This is a genomic window from Croceicoccus sp. BE223, assembly GCF_031457155.1.
In the GTDB taxonomy this organism is placed as follows: Bacteria; Pseudomonadota; Alphaproteobacteria; order Sphingomonadales; family Sphingomonadaceae; genus Croceicoccus.
Genome location: NZ_JAVDWB010000006.1, coordinates 1 through 15,423, shown reverse-complemented (window position 1 = coordinate 15,423; position 15,423 = coordinate 1). Strand labels below are relative to the sequence as shown.

Below are 15,423 nucleotides of genomic sequence, written 5' to 3'. Positions count from 1 at the left end.
CCTCACCCTAAACGCTTCCCCGAGTGCGCCCGTAGCTCAGCAGGATAGAGCATCAGATTCCTAATCTGGGGGCCACAGGTTCGAATCCTGTCGGGCGCACCACTCCTCCTGACACGGTCCAAGCCGCCATTTCCGCATTCGCCTGATAGGATGGAGGTGCGAACTGTTGCCCGTTTCGGGGCCTGAACCGACCATCAGGCTATTTTCGCGACAAAAGAGACTGTCAGTCAGCCGAACTACCGGGTCGCCGGCATCCGCAACCGAGCGTCATGGGCCCGCAAGATCGCCTGGCGGGGCGAAGGCAACGGCGGCATCGCCTGGCGACCAAGGCTTCACCCGCAGCATCACCGCGGTGAAAAGATCAGAGCCGAGATGACCTTGCAGCCAGACACGGAGATGCGGGAGCGCTTGTGCATCGAACCATTCGCGGTCGACAGCGGCGAATTGCCGCACGAACGGCATGATCGCGGCGTCGGCGAACCCGCGTGACGGCCCGCAAAGCTGCCCTCCGATCGCAAGGCGATCGTCCAGCGCGCGGAGAAATTGCAGGCCTTTTTCGCAGTGTTCGCGTGCGTCGACGCCGTGACGGTCGGGATATTTGTAACGGTCGAGATCGTGCTTGAACGCGCCGTCATTCGTCGCGACCAGCGCGGCATCGTCCCGCTCCAGCCAGTCCTCGGGGTCATGCCTTGCCAGTGCCCAGCGCATGATATCGAGGCTTTCGTCGATGACGGTGCCGTCCGACTTTACGAGCACCGGCACGGTTCCTTTCGGCGAAGCATCGAGCATGGCTTGCGGCTTTGCCGACAGCTCCACCTCGCGCAGTTCGCAACGTGTCCCGCTGATCGCCAGCGCCATCCGTGCCCTGATGGCATAAGGGCAGCGGCGAAAACTGTAGAGAACAGGGTCAGTCGGCGCAGCCATCGTCCGGTCCGACCATCACGGCACCGACGTGCGAGCGCCCCTGTGCCGCGGCGAGCTGCTCCTGACGGTGGCGTTCGCGATAGGATGCGCGCTGTTCCTCGGTTCGTTCCGCGTGGCAGCCGGGACATCCTGCCCCCTCCTCATAGAACGGCGACTTGCGATCCTCTGCGCTGATCGGGCGGCGGCAGGCATGGCACAAGGTCAGGCTCCCCTGCACGAGACCGTGACCGATCGAAACCCGCTGGTCGAAGACGAAGCACTCACCCTGCCACAGGCTGCGCGTCTCGGGCACGCTTTCGAGGTATCGCAGGATACCACCCTTGAGGTGGTAGACATCTTCGACGCCCTCTTGCTTGAGGAACGCGGTCGATTTTTCGCAACGGATGCCGCCGGTGCAAAACATTGCGACCTTGGGTTGCTTGCCCGTGCCCAGCAACCGTTCGCGTTCCCGGCGAAACCAGTCCGGAAAATCGCGGAAGCTGGCTGTCCCGGGGTCGATCGCCCCCTTGAACGTGCCGACTGCCACCTCGTAATCGTTTCGCGTGTCGATCACGATGGTGTCGGGATCGCCGATCAAGGCATTCCAGTCCTCGGGCTCGACATACGTGCCGACGCTTGCCCTTGGATCGAGTCCCGGCTGGTCCATCGTCACGATCTCGCGCTTGATGCGCACTTTCATGCGGTGGAACGGCATGGCAGACGCGCTCGACATCTTGACATCGAGGCCGGCGCAATCGGGGAGGGCGCGGATGTGTTCCAGCACCTTGGCGATCCCTTCGCCGGGCCCGGCGATCGTGCCGTTGATGCCTTCGGCAGCAAGGATCAACGTGCCGCGCACGCCTGCATCGTCACAAAGGCGCTTCAGCGGCAGGCGCAGGTCTTCTGGATCGTCGAGGCGGGTGAACCGGTAGAGGGCTGCCACGCAAACAGGCCCGGCGTTGTCGGTAGCAGGAATCGGCATGTTCGCCTCATAACGACAAGCCAAGGGCGCGTCAGCAAGCGTGCCGTCCACTTTGCGGCCTGTGCCGTGGAATGAGGGTGGCCCGAATCCGGATTGGACAGTGCGAGGATGGGTCGTCGCGCGATCGTGGTGACGCAGGCGCGGCCTGTTGCTAGCAATCCCCCCTGTTGCCACGGTGCATTGCTGGCCGGCATTGCAACGCGGGGGAGGAGACAGGGTCAGGTGTCCAGGATCGGCAAGCGGGTCAAGGTCTTCGTCGACGGAGGATGCCGTCCCAATCCCGGAACGATGGAGGCGGCCGTAGTCATGCGCGGCGTCGCCCTTTTCTTCGAAGACCTGGGAGCCGGAACCAGCCACGACGCCGAATGGCTCGCCCTGATCCGGGGACTGGAGCTGGCTCAGGCCGCCGGGCTACGCGATTTCGAACTGATCGGCGATGCGCTTCACGTCATCCGCGGTGCGCAAAGGGTGTTGGACACGGGCCATGCAACGTCGCCCTACGAAGAAGCGCTGAAGCTGCTCGTGGCGAAGGGACGACCGGCGAGAATCCGCTGGGTCAAGCGCGAGCAGAATTTGGCGGGGATTCGCCTTGCCGCACGACACGAAAGGTAATGCTGACTTTGTCGCTCCGGCACGCCAAGGATGGCGCTTCGTGGACCGGTTGCGCAATGTCCGACGATAGGACTTGGCCCGCAAGCCCCTCATCGCCAGCGGATCGACCGAAGCAAGATTGCCGATCGCGATGAACCGCCCCAGCGCTCGTGTGATGAGCAGCTCGACCGGTTCGTCGAGTTAGGTTCAAGGAACAGCGCGTCTTTGCTGGCACGGGGTTGACCCAGCGCGGCGACCGTGCCGGACGGGCCTGTCTCTTTCGTGCAATTGGCAAAGGCCGGATCTATCGGGGCGCCGTGTCCGGTCCCGAAACATCGGCTGACGATGGACGGTAAGATGGTCAATGCCGCGTGTTCTGCCTGCCAGTCGCGCGCGCTGCTCGAGAAATCGCGCAGCACCCGTGCCGCTTGGGAACGCGGACCGGACATGATAACTTCCAAGGACTGGGAACCTATCAGACCGGGTCGCGCCAACACCTTCTGGGGAAAACCCGTGCGCGCAATCCTGGCAGTCCCTCTGCTATTCGCATCGACAGCCGGACTGTCGTCAACCAGTCCGATTTCGACCGACGCAGCTCTCACCGACGAGCAACTCGCGGCGCTCGATCCGACGCGAGGGGGGCGTCTTGCCTGCCGGGGCGTCGACGGTCGCACCCTGACGCTGGATGCGAGGCTGCAACTGGCGGAAGACCTGTCAGCGCGAGGCAGCTCCGGGTCCGGCCAGACGCGGCTCTATGCGGGTCTGGCTCCCACGGACATTCCCGCGCCGGAGCTTGCAGGGCTGGCCGCCCGCTATTTTGCGCAGGGCCTGGCGCTCGCCTACGGCTTCAACCACAAGGCCGCGATCCGATCGTTCCGGATGGCGCAGGACGCCGATCCCGGCTGCGGGCTTTGCTACTGGGGCGAAGCCATGGCCAATGGCCCCAACATCAATTCCGGCATGAGCTCGCAGGAGAACCGCGCCGCGCTCGCCGCACTCGAGAAGGCGAGAGGACTGGCGGACCGCGCATCCCCCGTTGTGCAGGCGCTCATCCGCGCGCAGCTACAACGATACAGCACGGACGGCGGCGACAGGGCATCGCTCGACGCGGCCTATGCGGCCGCGATGCGCGAGATCGCCGCCGCCTACCCGCAGAGCGACGACATCGCCGTGCTGGCCGCCGAAGCAGCGATGAACACGTCCCCGTGGGACTATTGGGAAACGCCGGTCACGCCGCGCCCGCACATCGCCTGGGCCATCGGCCAGATCGAGACGGTGGCCGGACGCAACCCGTCACACCCGCAGGCAGCGCATCTTTATATTCATCTGATGGAATCGGCGCAGCCGGGGAAAGCGGAAGCGGCAGCCGACCGTCTTGCCAACGGGGCAGCACCGGGAGCGCTCGGCCATCTCGTCCACATGCCGTCGCACATCTACTACCGAATCGGTCGCTATGCCGATTCGATGCGATCGAATGTCGCAGCGGTGCGGGCCGACGAAACCTATCTGGCCGAGATCGGCGACGACGGTCTCTACCGCTATGGCTACTACCCGCACAACGTCCATTTCCTGCTGGCTTCGGCGCAGATGGTCGGGGACATGCGACGGACGGTGACCGAGGCTCATCGGCTTGGCCGGATACTGGACGAGGACACGGCCCGGACCTTGCCGTGGGTCCAGGCCATACACGCCGCGCCCGCTTTCGCGCTGGCGCAGACCGCCACGCCGGAGACGATCCTCGCGCTCACGAAAGACGCCGCCTCTCTCCCGTATGTGGAGGCGATGCGCAATTATGCGCGCGCAACGGCACATGCGCGGGCGGGGGACAGGCCGGCTTTCGAAGACAGCATCGCGACAATCGATCGCCTCGCGCGGGCGCCCGAAGTCTTGGCCATGGTGGATGCGGGCTTTCCGGCACCCGATCTGGTCCGGCTGGCCTCGCTGGTCGCCACGGCGCGTTGGGAGCAGTGGCAGGGTGACCCGGCGAGGGCGGTTGCGTTGTACGAGCAGGCCGAAAGCATCGAGGAGACGATCCCTTACACCGAGCCGCCCTACTGGTACTATCCGATCGCCCAGTCCCGCGGCGCGACCCTCTACGCGCTGGGGCAGTACGACGCTGCGAAAGACGCCTTTCGCAAGGCGCTGTTCATGGCGCCGAATGACGGCTGGGCCTTGTATGGCCTGGCACGGACCGAGCAGAAACTGGGACACAAGCCCGAGGCCGCGGCGGCGAGTGCCGCTCTGGACAAGGTGTGGCTTGGCGACCGGGAATGGCTTCGCATGGATCGGCTATAGGACTGGCACCTTCGGCAGGGAGGCGTCCCCCGCTGAATGTCTGGCCCTTTGGGTCAGGTCACCCCATCCGCGTCGCGTAGGTGTTGCAGAACAGTTCGACGGCGCCCTCGATGCGTTTACGGTCGCGTTCCCTGTCGTTCGCGCAGCCGAAACGGCGTTCGAGGTCGCCCATGCCCTTGCACATGCTGGCAAACTGTTCGGCGGCGAGCTGGTGGTCTTCGACGATCAGTTCGCCGGCAGCGACCATCGCTTCGATGAAACGGGTGAAAGTCTGCATCATCCGGTGCGGACCGGCTGCTAGGAACGTTGCCCCGATATCGGGATCCTGTTCCGTTTCCGCGGCGATGCGCCGCTCGAACTGGACCACCTCGGGCCGCGACAGGAAGGCGACCATCGCTTCGCCGATATTGAAGAGTCGCTCGCGTAGCGAACCGTGAGCGAGGCCCTCGATCGAGAAATGGTTGCGCATGCTCGCGCATTGCGCCTCGACCGCCGCGGTGAAAAGCGAGCGCTTGTCGCCGAAGTGATTGTAGATCGTAACCTTGGATACGCCTGCATCGGCGGCGATCTGCTCGATCGAACTGGCAGCATAGCCGTGCGCGTAGAAGGCGTGGGTCGCCGCATCGATGATCGCCTCGCGCTTGGCCGTATCCGCCGGCCTTCCAGCTCTCTTGTGAAACTCGGTTGACAACGTGAACGGTCCCGTTCAATTAAACGCTATCGTTCAGTAATGGACCACGCGCCAGGGGAAGGCAAGGGCACCGATGATCTGGATCGCGATCCGCATGCTGACGGGCGACCGGCAGAAGTACTACGGCCTAATCTTCGGTATCGCGTTTTCGACTCTCCTCATCACGCAGCAGCTGACGATCTTCGTCAACCTGGTCGAACGCGGCGCCAGCGGCACGTACAACGTCCCCAACGCCGACGTATGGGTGATGGACGGCGTCAGCCGAACGACCGACGTGAACTATCCCATGCCCTCGACCGCGCTCGACAGGGTGCGAAGCGTGCCGGGCGTGGAGTGGGCGGTACCCCACTTGCGAGCCAGCGCGTCGGTGCGCTCGGGCGACGGCGATCTCGAGGGCGTGTCGATCATCGGGGTCGACGACGCGACCTTGATCGGCCTGCCGCGCAACATGGTCGAGGGCAGCGCCGACGTATTGTCGCAGCCCGACAGCGTGATCATCGACGATGTCGGGGTTACCCGCCTGTTCGAGGACGGACGATCCCCGATTGGCGAGCGGCTCGAGCTGAACGACCAGCGCGCGGTCATTCGCGGGATCGCAGACGCGGTCCCCGGCTTCACCAGCCAGGTGACGCTCTATACCAAATACAGCCAGGCTCTGCGCTATGTGCCCGGAACCCGCAACCGGCTCTCGTTCGTTCTGGTCGGCGCCGCCGATAACGTTTCGGCCGACGAGCTCGCCCGGCGAATTCACGAACAGACGGGCCTGCGCGCCCGCACCCGTGACCAATTCGCGCGCGACGGGATCGAGTTCATCGTCAGGAACACGGGCATCCCGCTCAATTTCGGCATCACCGTCGGGCTCGGCTTCATAGTCGGTGTCGCGATCGTGGGGCTGACCTTCAGCTTGTTCATACGCGACAACATCAAGCAGTTCGGCGCGCTGAAGGCGATCGGCGTCACCAACGCGAAGATCCGCGCGATGGTGTCCGCGCAGGCGGGGCTGGTGGGATTTACCGGCTACGGACTGGGCGTGATCGGAACCATGCTTTTCATCTGGGGCTTTTCCGCAAACCCGTTCTTCAAGGGCTTCTACATCCCGTGGCAGATCCCGCTGGTCAGCCTCGCCGCGGTGATGCTCATCCTGGCGCTCACCGGTTGGCTGGCACTGCGCAACGTGCTCAAGACCGAGCCTGCTTCGGTGTTCCGTTGATGACCGGCCCGCTCGACACGACCGCCATCGAAGGCTGCGGACCCGAAGCGGCCATCTGCGCGCGCGGGGTGACCCGCGACTTCAAGGCCGGGCAGCAGACGATCACCGTGCTTCACGGCATCGACCTGGACGTCCGGCCGGGCGAGCTTACCTACCTTGTCGGCGAAAGCGGATCGGGCAAGACCACGTTGATCTCGATCATGTGCGGCATCCTCTGGCTGACACGGGGCGAGGTGCGCGTTTTCGGCACCGACATCTACGCGCTGGGCGACACCAAGCTTGTCGAGTTCCGGCTCAACAACATCGGCTTCATCTTCCAGCAGTATAACCTGATCCCGTCGATCGACGCGGCCAGCAACGCGGCAGTCCCGCTGATCGCGCAGGGCATGGATCGCGCCGAAGCGCGCGCGCGCGCAGTGGCGATCCTCGAAAAACTCAGGATCGCCGATCAGGCAGACAAATTGCCCAGCCAGCTATCCGGCGGCCAACAGCAGCGCGTGGCGATCGCGCGGGCGCTGGTCCACGAGCCGCGACTGGTCGTTTGCGACGAACCCACCGCCGCGCTCGACGCAGCGTCAGGGCGCCGGGTCATGGACCTGCTTCGCGAGGTGGCCGTGGCGGAAGATCGCGCCTGTATCATCGTGACCCACGACAACCGGATATTCGATCTCGCCGACCGCATCCTCGTGCTGGAGGACGGCCGCATCACCCACGACGGCAAGGACATGCCGGAAGGACACTGACATGGCCCTCGACCTTCGACAATTGAGCTTTTCCCGGCAGATCCTGCCCGCGATCGCGGCCATCGGCCTGATCGTCGCGGTCCTGTTCATCGCCGCCGGAATGCCCGATCGCGGGCTGGCCGAGCCGCAGCGGGAGCCTCCCCGCGCGCCCGCCGCGCTTGCCGACGAGCCGAGGGTCGCCGGTTCGGGCGTGGTCGAGCCGGCAAGCGAACTGGTCCAGATCGGCTCGGCGCTGTCGGGGCTGGTTACCGGACTTTTCGTCCAGCCCGGCGATCGCGTCTCTCCCGGGCAACCCCTGTTCACCGTCGACGACCGTGCGGTTCGCGCGCAGTTGCAGGAAGCGGAGGCCGCGATCGCGCAGGCCCGTGCCGCCATCGCTGAGGCAGGCAGCGCCCGCGCCACCGCCACGCGCCAGCTCGCCCTCTACCGCAGTATCGACGACCCTGCGGCGGTCAGCCGCGCCGAGGTCATTCGCGCCGAAGGCGACGCGTCCGCGGCCAGCGAGCGACTGGGGCTGGCGCAAGCCCAGTTGCAGGCGGCACAGGCGCGCGCCGACACTCTCCGAACGGAGATCGGGCGGTTGACCGTTCGCGCGCCGATCGCCGGTGAAATCCTGGCGGTGAACATCCGCAGGGGCGAATTCGTGTCCACGCAGGGCGGTGGGAATACGCAGCCCTACATCGAGATGGGCGAAACCAGTCCGCTGCACGTCCGCATCGACATCGACGAGGAGCAGGCCCCGCGAGTCGCGCTGGGCGCGTCGGCAACCGTTTCGCCGCGTGGCGCGGCAGAGCGGCAGGTCACGGCCCGGTTCGTGCGCGCCGAGCCGCTCATCGTGCCCAAGCGGTCGCTCACGAACAGTGCGGCCGAGCGGGTCGACGTGCGCGTGCTTCAGGTCATCTACGAACTGCCGGACACCGACGGCCTGTTCCGCGTGGGCCAGCAGGTCGATGCCTACATCCCGGCGAGGTCGGGCGGGGCGGCTAGGTCGGCGAGTGCCGCCAAGTGAAGCTCCGCGCGGTCCTCGTCACCTCGGGCGCCCTCGCACTCGCGTCCTGCGCCGCCGGCCCGGCACAGGAGATAGCGACACCGGTCCCGGAGCTTCCCGGGACCTTCCTTTTCGAGCCGAGCGGCACGACCGAGGCGGGACTGGCGAAACTTCTCCCCACCGACGATCTGGCCTACGCGACGTTGGCTGCTCAGGCCCTGGCCGCTTCCCCGAGACTGGAGGAGGCCGCCGCACGGATTGAACAGGCCCGTGCCAGGGCGGATCGCGCCGCTGCCGAGCGGTCGCCGAATGTCGGTGCCAATGGCTCGGCAACCGGCACGCGGACGAACCCGTCCCAATTCTCGTCCGCGATTCCGCCGGGTGTCGCGATCGACAGCGAGCGAATGGCCTATGCCGCCAATGTCACCGCGCGCTGGGACCCGGACATTTTTGGCAGGCTGCGCGCGCAGGAGCGATCCGCGCTCGCCCGCATCGATGCCGCCGACGCCTCGGCCCGCGCCGTTCGCCTCGCGCTGCTCGCGGAAATCGCGGCGAGCGTGATCGACTGGCGCACGCTTCAGGCGCGCGAGACGGAACTGCGAGCCGATCTCGCCTCGGCCGAAAGGCTGGCCGGTCTTTCCGGCAGTCGCGAACGGGCCGGCATCGCCCCCGGCTTCGATCGGGTGCGGGCGGAGAGCGCCGCCGCCTCGTCCCGCAGTCGGCTAGAGGCCCTGGCGAGCGAGAAGGCCCGCATCCTTGGCCGGCTGGTCACCCTGTCGGCACAGGACGCCGCACAGGTGGAGCGGGCCCTCGCGCAGGATCCGCCGTCTGCGGCTCTTCCTGCGGCGCCCGCGACGCTCCCCTCGGAACTGCTGGCCAATCGTCCGGACATCTTTCTTGCCGCGGCGGAGCTCGCCGCAGAAGATGCCAACCTGGCCGCGACCGCGCGGCGCCGCTTCCCGGTATTCGATCTTTCGGCGACCGTCGGCCTGCTTGCCTACGGGCTGGGCGGGCTGTTCGATACGGATTCGCTGGTGGGATCGCTCGCCGCCACGGTCGCGGCGCCGCTTGTCGACTTCGGGCGCATCCAGGCGGAAATCGACGACGCGGCCGGCGCCAAGAAGGCCGCCTTCGCGCGCTATCGCGGCGCTGTCTACACGGCATTGGGCGACGCTGAATCCGGCTATGCCCTCGTCGCAGCCGCCGATCGCGAAGCGGTTGCCGCATCGCAGGAGGCGCAGAGCCTCTTCCGCGCGGCGCGCCTGGCGGACACCCGGTATCGCGCCGGTCTGGCCGACTTCCTGACCGTCCTCGAAGCCCGCCGCGCCGCCGATGCGAGCGGAGAGCGCGCCGCAGCCGCGCTCGGACGGGCCCGGCGCGCTCGGGTGTTGCTCTGGCAGGCGCTCGGCGGATCCTGACGAGGACCAAACCGACTGCGCCCGGACAGGAGGCCCCTTCGGCCTTGCCTTGGCAACAGTCCTCAGCGATGGTTGCGATGATGGCGCGTCCGGCTTTCGTCAGGACCTGTCAACGACAGATCCGGCCGATCGCCTCGCCCATTCGCAGCGTATCGCCCGCCTTCAATCCGTCGAGCCACGCGATCCTTCCGGGCTCGAACAGCAAGACCACGGTCGAACCGAGGTAGAATCGGCCCATTTCCTGACCGGCGACGAGATCCCGGCCTGCGCCAGTGAAATCCTCGTGCACTGGCACCGAACCGTGGATGCCGAAGCGCCTGGGCCAGACCGTCTCGATGCCTGCCACGATCATGGCGCCAACCATGACGCTCGCAAAATGACCGGGCGGGCCGTCGAACAGGCAGGCGAGCCGTTCGTTGCGGGCGAACAGGCGGTCGACCCCTTCGGCCGTTTGCCGGTTGACCGAGAACAGCTTGCCGGGAAGGTAGGTGGTCGATTGCAGCGTGCCCGTCGCCGGCATGTGGACCCTGTGATAGTCGCGCGGTGAAAGGTAAACGGTCATGAATTGGCCGCCTTCGAACCGGCGGGCATCGTCCGGCGCGGCGCCTAGGATCTCGGCGACCGTGTAGTCGCGGCCCTTCGCCTGGAAAATCCGCCCGCCGCCGATCTCGCCCAACTGGCTGATCGTGCCGTCTGCGGGGCTGAGCACGAACTGGGTCGCATCTGCCAGCGGGCGTACGCCGGGCTTCAGTTCGCGGGTGAAGAAGTCGTTGAAGCTGGAAAACTGTCCGATCTCGCGTGCCGCCTCGCTCATGTCCACGTCGTAGGCCGAAACGAACTGGTGGATGAGTCTGTCGCGCAACCACGGCTGTTCGCTCGCCGCCACGCGGCCCGCCAAGCGCGAGAGGGTCTGGTGAGGAAGGATGTGCTGAAGCGCGACAAAGGCAGAGGGCATCAAGGGGCTTTCTTCGGGACGGCCCCCGCATCGACACGCGGGGCTGGAGATGGAGCGCCTTAGCCGGGATGTCCGAGCATCTCCACCTCGCACCAACGTGCGGCTGCGCATCGTGGATCCCTTTCGGGCCACGGCTGCCGACCGCCGACTGCTCCTCATTTCGGACAGGGCCGTCCCTCAGTCTCGGAATGCGGTCTGGCTGAGGCGCGTCAAAGGGGTGAAGATGTACGACAGGATCGACCGCTTTTCGCCCAGCAGGTTGACGTTCGCGATCATGCCCGGCCCCATCGGCATCGACGAGCCATTGCGGTCGCGCAACTGATCGGTGGTCTGCACTTCGACCAGGTAGAACGTTTCGCCCGATTCCTCGTTCAGCACGGCATCCGGAGAGATCGAGGTCACGAAGCCCTTCAGTGTGCCGTACACGGCGCGGTTGTAGGCAGTGATCTCGAGCTGCGCTTCTTGGCCCAGCCGCACGTTGCCGATGTCGGAGGGGCGCACTTGCGCCTCGACGTAGAGGGTATCGTCCGATGGCACGATCTCGGCAATGGGCGATCCCGCCGCGACCGAGCCGCCGACCGTGGTCACCAGCACGCGGTTGACCTTGCCGCTCAAGGGTGCGCGGATGACCGTGCGGTCGACGCGGTCGGACAGGGCGGGCAACTGGGCCCGCTTGGCCGACAGCTCCGCCTGGGTGGTGGACAGCTCCGTCCCGGCCCGGCTCAGCCAGTCGCTGCGGGCCTGTGCCGCCGAAGCCATCGCTTCGGCCACGCCCGCCTGCGCGCGAGCCAGCGACGCCTGCGCGGAATCGACCTCCTTCTGCGCCACCAGCGCAGCATTCTCCGCCTTGATGAAGTCCATCATCGGGACGATCTTGGTTTCCAGCAGGGGGCGCAGCATGTCCACTTCCTGCCGAGCGGTGCTGAGGTTCGATCGCCGCGCCTCGAGCAGCGACTGTGCCTCCACCACCGCGCGTTCGGACTGCGTGACGCGGGCCTGGCTGGCCGCCATCGCGCTCTGCAGTTCGGCGACGCGCGCGGAATGGAGCGATTGCTCGATCGCGATCTGGTCCTGCGAGGCGGGACCGTAGTTGGGCGAGGTTCCGCGCACTTCGGCATTGAGCCGTGCGATCTTGGCCTCCAGCGCGCCCACTTCCGCGTGCGAACTGCCATAGGCGGCGCCGGTCATGGTGGGGGAAAGACGCACGAGAACGTCGCCCCGCTTCACGTTCTGGCCGACCCGCACGAGGATTTCCTCGACCACCCCGCCTTCGAGGTTCGAAACGACCTGCAGTTTCGAACTCGGCACGATGGTGCCCAACCCGCGAACCGTACGGTTGATCTGGGTCAGCGACGCCCAGACCAGGAACAGGAGCAGAAAGGCGACGATGATCCAGAGTACGAGATTTGCCGACTTGCGAGCTGCGAATTCGTGGTTCTCGATTGTCCGCTCGCCCCCTGTGAGCCTCTCAAGCAGCGCGTTCATCTTTCTTAGCTCCCGAAACTGTCCGCAGTTTTGAAATCCGGGCATTCACCGCTTCCGGCGTGCCGTCCGCAAGTATCCTGCCGCTCGACATCATGATGATCCGGTCGACGAGCCGCAGCAGCGATGGACGGTGGGTGATGAGGATCAGGGTGCGCCCCATGAATTCGTTGCGCAGGTTCTCGATCAGTCGGCGCTCCGTCTCCACGTCGACCGACGATGTCGGTTCGTCGAGGATGATGATCGGCGGCCGGCCGATCAGCGCGCGGGCGAGGGCTATCGACTGCTTCTGCCCGCCCGAAAGGCCGTCACCACGATCGGCCAGCGTCAGATCGTAGCCTTGGGGCATGCGAGCAATGAATTCATGCGCGAGGCTGACCTGCGAGGCGCGCATCATCTCGTCCTCGTCGATATCCTCGCGGCACAGCATGATGTTGTCGCGGATCGACCCGGTGAGCAGGGTGTTGTCCTGGAACAATGCGCCGACCTTGGGGCGCAGTGCGGCGGGGGAAAGCTGGCGGATGTCGATGCCGTCCATCAGGATCAGGCCGCTGGTGGGCCAGTAAAGGCCGATGATTAGCCGCGCGATGGTCGACTTGCCCGATCCGATCTGGCCGACGATGCCGATATGTTCGCCCGGGCGCACCTTGAACGAGACATCGCGCAACGCCATTTCCGCCGCGCCCGGATAGCGGAAGTCGACGTTGCGAAATTCGATCGCCCCTTCGACCGAGGAGAGATGAAGGCCGGATCCTTCCGGACCTTCCACGGGCTGTTCCATCAGCCGGTTGATCTGGGTGTAGGCGGTGCGCGCCGCGTTCGCCCGTGTCAGCAACTGGGCTATCGTGCCGAGCGGGGCGACGACCCGGCCGGCCAGGATCGAACACGCGATCAGTCCGCCCATCGTCAGCGTCTGATTGGAGATCGCGAAGACGCCGAAGATCACCACCCCGGTATAAGCCGTCGTCTGCGCAGTCCCGGCGATGTTGATGGGGATGGTCGAAAGCAGCCTCTGGCGGAGCGATGCCCCGGCATGATCGGTGACCGCCGCGTCCCACCTGCGGCTGAGGATCGAACCGGCATTGGCGGATTTCACTGTTTCGAGGCTGCCAATGGTTTCGACCAGCACCGATTGCTTGCCGAGCTGTCCGCTCAGGGATTCGGCCGAAAGACGGCGCATCATCGGCTGCGTGACGAGCGCGGCGATCACCACCAGCGGTATCATCATCATCGGCACCATCACCAGCCAGCCGCCGATGATGGCGATTACGGCCAGCGTGAGCGCGATGAAGGGTAGGTCGACCAAGGCCGTGATCGTGGCGGAGGCGAAAAAATCGCGGAGCGTGTCGATTTCGCGGACCAGTCCCGAAAGGCCGCCGGTCGAATGGCGACCATGATCGAAACGCATCTGAAGGATGCGGTCGAAGATCGACTTGCCGATGTCGCGATCTACCCTGGCCCCTGCGACGTCGACGAAATAGGCCCGCAGGATTTTCAGGACGAAGTCGAAGACCAGGATGATCACCAGGCCGATCGACAGGCCGATCAGGGAGTCCGTCGCGTTATTGGGAACGACCCTGTCGTAGACCGTCATCGTGAAGAGGGCCGTGATCAAAGCAAAGAAATTGATCATGGCGGCAGCAAGGGCAACCTTGAGGTATATGCCGCGATTGGCCTTAAGCGGTTCGGAAAGCCAGGTTGCCATGCGACCCCTGGGCATCTCGATATCGGTCAAAGAAGCCATTTTCCCCCCGAGCTTTCGCCTTTAATCGGAAACCAGCATTGTCTTCGGTCGCACAACTTTACCTGTATTTTCCTGTTGCTGCATGGGGGAGGAAAAGATGTCCGTTTTTGTGACATCTTCCCTCTCCCGTTTTGCAGCCCCCTGTCGAGCATGCCTTCAGACGATTGATGCTCAGGCGATCAGGGTCATCGGCATCATGTCGGCGGTATTGTCGTTGACCTGGGCGATCGCGATCAGGGCGAAACCATCGTCCCGGTCGCAGCAGTAAACATCGCCGTCGATCGTTCCGGAGTTGTTGAACTCGTCGAGCGCGGAGTGAAGGTCGTCGGCCCCGTCCTTCCAAGTGGTCGAGTTCGTCTTGACTGCCGCCCCGGTCTTCAGTTCGGTGAGCGAAATCTGGCTGTCGCTGCCGATGTTGAGGCTCTGGAACCAGTCGATTGCTTCGCCCAGAGCTTCGCCGGGGGAAAAGCCCTCATCGCCATAGCGGTCGTCGAAGCAATCGCCTTCGTCGCCGCCGTTCGCGAGGTAGTTGAGCCAGCTGGCAACCATGTCGCGACCGAGGATATAGACCCCGTCCGCCTGCTTGCCGGAAACCGAACGATTGGAGGCATTGATCAGCTCGCGAGCCGCGTCGAGCGAGATGAACAGGGTATCTTCCCCGTTGTTCTCGATCCCATCGCCGTCCCAGTCGCCGATCAGCAGGCCAGCCTGATCATTGCCGTCGATGACACCGTCGCCGTTGGAATCGACCGCATATAGCAACTCGCCATCGGCAAAGCCCGGCTGTCCGGCCTTCGTTTCGTCACCGGTGACGCCGTTCCAGAAGACATAGCCGTTGTTCGACCAGAAGCCCGGAGTGCCGACGCCGACGCAATCTTCGCTGGGCAGGACGTAATACCCCGCCTCGTTATCGTCGGAAACGCCCTGATCGGTCGTCACCTCGGCCACGTTGACGTGGTTCCCCAGCACCGATTCATACTGGTAATAAACCTTGATGACCGCGTCGGGCGCCAAGTCGAAGTCGATGACCTGATCGGTGCCGGCAATGTCGTTCCAGGTGCCACCGTCGACGTCCCAGGTCCCGTCGCCGTCGAAGTCGGCATAGACGACGGCTTCGCCCCCGGCATTGACGGTGTTGTAGTCGAGGTCCGATCCGTCGAGGATGTCTTCCAGCGTCACCCCGGTCAGCGTGATGTTGCCGGTGTTGGTCAGGATGACCTCGAACATCACCAGCGTTGACGTGCTGGCCTGCGGTTTGGTCAGATCGTCCGCCGCTACGTAGGTGTTGCTGGTGTAGTCGGTCTTGACGTTCTTGATGACCTCGACGTCCGGCGTGCACTCGACGGGGGTTTCGACCTCGTTGCCCTTGGTCTCCTCGTAGTAGTGCTCGCTCTCCGGATCGCCGAACGAGAAGGTGGCCG

Annotated in this window: 13 protein-coding genes and 1 tRNA gene; 7 read left to right on the top strand and 7 right to left on the bottom strand. The window is 65.1% G+C overall.

Going from position 1 to position 15,423, the window contains the following annotated elements; all coding sequences use genetic code 11:
- Positions 1 to 25 precede the first annotated feature (25 nt).
- Positions 26 to 102: transfer RNA gene (locus J2X37_RS12440), tRNA-Arg, on the top strand.
- Positions 103 to 267: 165 nt separating this feature from the next.
- Here the strand turns inward: J2X37_RS12440 and J2X37_RS12435 are convergent.
- Positions 268 to 924, bottom strand: a complete 657-nt coding sequence (locus tag J2X37_RS12435) for a glutathione S-transferase (protein WP_310021728.1) — start codon at positions 922 to 924, stop codon at positions 268 to 270.
- Complete coding sequence (locus tag J2X37_RS12430; RefSeq protein ID WP_310022279.1) at positions 908 to 1,885, bottom strand: rhodanese-related sulfurtransferase; 978 nt, start codon at positions 1,883 to 1,885, stop codon at positions 908 to 910. The genes J2X37_RS12435 and J2X37_RS12430 overlap by 17 nt, the downstream gene beginning before the upstream one ends.
- A 288-nt stretch (positions 1,886 to 2,173) precedes the next feature.
- Between J2X37_RS12430 and J2X37_RS12425 the strand changes: the two genes are divergently transcribed.
- On the top strand, positions 2,174 to 2,497 hold the full coding sequence (locus J2X37_RS12425; RefSeq protein ID WP_404979626.1) for a reverse transcriptase-like protein: 324 nt from the start codon (positions 2,174 to 2,176) through the stop codon (positions 2,495 to 2,497).
- A 492-nt stretch (positions 2,498 to 2,989) separates the two neighbouring features.
- Positions 2,990 to 4,771: a hypothetical protein gene (locus J2X37_RS12420; protein WP_310021724.1), complete on the top strand. Its 1,782-nt coding sequence runs from the start codon at positions 2,990 to 2,992 to the stop codon at positions 4,769 to 4,771.
- Between the two features lie 58 nt (positions 4,772 to 4,829).
- On the opposite strand, the gene J2X37_RS12415 is transcribed toward J2X37_RS12420, so the two are convergent.
- Complete coding sequence (locus J2X37_RS12415) at positions 4,830 to 5,462, bottom strand: TetR/AcrR family transcriptional regulator (protein WP_310021722.1); 633 nt, start codon at positions 5,460 to 5,462, stop codon at positions 4,830 to 4,832.
- A 73-nt stretch (positions 5,463 to 5,535) separates the two neighbouring features.
- On the opposite strand from J2X37_RS12415, the gene J2X37_RS12410 reads away from it, so the two are divergent.
- Genes J2X37_RS12410 through J2X37_RS12395 form a run of 4 tightly spaced genes read left to right on the top strand, consistent with a single transcriptional unit; the run spans position 5,536 to position 9,821 of the window.
- Complete coding sequence (locus tag J2X37_RS12410) at positions 5,536 to 6,672, top strand: ABC transporter permease (protein ID WP_310021719.1); 1,137 nt, start codon at positions 5,536 to 5,538, stop codon at positions 6,670 to 6,672.
- On the top strand, positions 6,672 to 7,415 hold the full coding sequence (locus J2X37_RS12405) for an ABC transporter ATP-binding protein (RefSeq protein ID WP_310021716.1): 744 nt from the start codon (positions 6,672 to 6,674) through the stop codon (positions 7,413 to 7,415). Before J2X37_RS12410 ends, J2X37_RS12405 begins: the two co-directional genes overlap by 1 nt.
- A 1-nt stretch (position 7,416) precedes the next feature.
- Positions 7,417 to 8,424, top strand: coding sequence for a biotin/lipoyl-binding protein (locus J2X37_RS12400; protein ID WP_310021714.1), 1,008 nt, complete (start codon positions 7,417 to 7,419; stop codon positions 8,422 to 8,424).
- Positions 8,421 to 9,821, top strand: a complete 1,401-nt coding sequence (locus J2X37_RS12395; protein ID WP_310021711.1) for an efflux transporter outer membrane subunit — start codon at positions 8,421 to 8,423, stop codon at positions 9,819 to 9,821. Before J2X37_RS12400 ends, J2X37_RS12395 begins: the two co-directional genes overlap by 4 nt.
- Positions 9,822 to 9,930: 109 nt before the next feature.
- On the opposite strand, the gene asd is transcribed toward J2X37_RS12395, so the two are convergent.
- From asd to J2X37_RS12375, 4 genes are all read right to left on the bottom strand, one after another.
- Entirely contained in the window at positions 9,931 to 10,776 is an 846-nt protein-coding gene (gene asd / locus J2X37_RS12390; protein ID WP_310021708.1) for an archaetidylserine decarboxylase, read from the bottom strand.
- Between the two features lie 177 nt (positions 10,777 to 10,953).
- Entirely contained in the window at positions 10,954 to 12,261 is a 1,308-nt protein-coding gene (locus J2X37_RS12385) for an HlyD family type I secretion periplasmic adaptor subunit (RefSeq protein ID WP_310021706.1), read from the bottom strand.
- Positions 12,245 to 13,963, bottom strand: a complete 1,719-nt coding sequence (locus J2X37_RS12380; protein ID WP_310021704.1) for a type I secretion system permease/ATPase — start codon at positions 13,961 to 13,963, stop codon at positions 12,245 to 12,247. The genes J2X37_RS12385 and J2X37_RS12380 overlap by 17 nt, the downstream gene beginning before the upstream one ends.
- Positions 13,964 to 14,173: 210 nt before the next feature.
- Positions 14,174 to 15,423, bottom strand: a 1,250-nt coding sequence (locus tag J2X37_RS12375) for a hypothetical protein (RefSeq protein ID WP_310021702.1), incomplete at its 5' end; no start/stop codon positions are given.

What these genes read in the sequence shown, in the direction of transcription:
- J2X37_RS12435 (WP_310021728.1), bottom strand. Translation starts at nt 924, where the DNA reads ATGGCTGCGCCGACTGACCCTGTTCTCTACAGTTTTCGCCGCTGCCCT.
- J2X37_RS12430 (WP_310022279.1), bottom strand. Translation starts at nt 1,885, where the DNA reads ATGCCGATTCCTGCTACCGACAACGCCGGGCCTGTTTGCGTGGCAGCC.
- J2X37_RS12425 (WP_404979626.1), top strand. Translation starts at nt 2,174, where the DNA reads ATGGAGGCGGCCGTAGTCATGCGCGGCGTCGCCCTTTTCTTCGAAGAC.
- J2X37_RS12410 (WP_310021719.1), top strand. Translation starts at nt 5,536, where the DNA reads ATGATCTGGATCGCGATCCGCATGCTGACGGGCGACCGGCAGAAGTAC.
- J2X37_RS12405 (WP_310021716.1), top strand. Translation starts at nt 6,672, where the DNA reads ATGACCGGCCCGCTCGACACGACCGCCATCGAAGGCTGCGGACCCGAA.
- J2X37_RS12400 (WP_310021714.1), top strand. Translation starts at nt 7,417, where the DNA reads ATGGCCCTCGACCTTCGACAATTGAGCTTTTCCCGGCAGATCCTGCCC.
- asd (WP_310021708.1), bottom strand. Translation starts at nt 10,776, where the DNA reads ATGCCCTCTGCCTTTGTCGCGCTTCAGCACATCCTTCCTCACCAGACC.
- J2X37_RS12385 (WP_310021706.1), bottom strand. Translation starts at nt 12,261, where the DNA reads ATGAACGCGCTGCTTGAGAGGCTCACAGGGGGCGAGCGGACAATCGAG.
- J2X37_RS12380 (WP_310021704.1), bottom strand. Translation starts at nt 13,963, where the DNA reads ATGGCAACCTGGCTTTCCGAACCGCTTAAGGCCAATCGCGGCATATAC.